The organism is Streptomyces sp. NPDC005774, from assembly GCF_042871645.1.
Lineage (GTDB): Bacteria > Actinomycetota > Actinomycetes > Streptomycetales > Streptomycetaceae > Streptomyces > Streptomyces pratens.
The window spans coordinates 1-1,177 of the sequence record NZ_JBIAIV010000153.1 but is presented as its reverse complement, the minus strand read 5'-3'; the positions used below and the strand labels follow the sequence as shown (position 1 = coordinate 1,177).

The window sequence follows — 1,177 nt, the reverse complement described above, 5'->3', positions numbered from 1 at the left end:
TCCCGGCGGATGGTGTTGAGGCGGGTGATGAGGGGGGTGATGGTGCGGCCGTGGTGTTCGGCGCCGGCCCAGTCGCGGGGGGTGAGCTGGTATTTCTCGGAGTTGAGGTATTCCTCGGAGCCCTCGCGCAGGGGGGTGTTCTCGCAGAGTTCGTAGCCGCTGTAGATGCCCCAGGTGGGGGAGAGGGTGGCGGCCAGGACGGCGCGGACCTCGAAGGCGGGGCGTCCTCCGTGCTGGAGGTAGGCGTGCAGGATGTCGGGGGTGTTGGTGAACAGGTTGGGCCGCATGTAGGAGGCGGCGTCACCGGCCAGTTCGGTGAGGTGGTCGGTCAGTTCCTGTTTGGTGGTGCGCCAGGTGAAGTAGGTGTAGGACTGCTGGAAGCCACTCTGGGCGAGGGTGTGCATCATCGCGGGGCGGGTGAAGGCCTCGGCCAGGAAGATGACGTCGGGGTCGGTGCGGTTGATGTCGGTGATGACGCGTTCCCAGAACGCGACGGGTTTGGTGTGCGGGTTGTCGACGCGGAAGATGCGCACCCCGGTGTTCATCCAGTGGCGCAGGATGCGGCAGGTTTCGGCGATCAGGCCGTCCATGTCCGCGTCGAAGGCGACCGGGTGGATGTCCTGGTATTTCTTGGGCGGGTTCTCGGCGTGGGCGATGGTGCCGTCGGGGCGGTGGTGGAACCAGTGGGGGTGTTTGTGGACCCAGGGGTGGTCGGGGGAGCACTGCAGGGCGAAGTCCAGGGCGATCTCGAGTCCGTGGCGGGCGGCCTGTCGGACGAACCAGGTGAAGTCCTCCAGGGTGCCCAGTCGGGGGTGGACGGTGTCGTGGCCGCCCTCGGGGGAGCCGATGGCCCAGGGGACGCCGACGTCGTCGGGTGCGGGGGTGAGGGTGTTGTTCCTTCCCTTGCGGTGGGTGGTGCCGATGGGGTGGATGGGGGGGAGGTAGACGACGTCGAAGCCCATCGCGGCGATGGCGGGCAGTCGGCGGGCGGCGGTGCGCAGTGTGCCGTGGGGGAGGGTGGGGGTGCCCTCGGAGCGGGGGAAGAACTCGTACCAGGAGCCGTAGAGGGCGCGTTCGCGTTCCACGAGCAGGGGCATCGGGTCGCCGGCGGTGACCAGCTCCCGCAGCGGATACCGGGCCAGCACCGCGTCCACCTCCGGCACCAACGCCCCCGCCA

At 69.0% G+C, this 1,177-nt stretch carries 1 pseudogene; it reads right to left on the bottom strand.

From position 1 onward, the window contains the following. Window positions 1-1,177: pseudogene (locus ACFYQA_RS39565) on the bottom strand (alpha-1,4-glucan--maltose-1-phosphate maltosyltransferase); the annotation flags it as partial.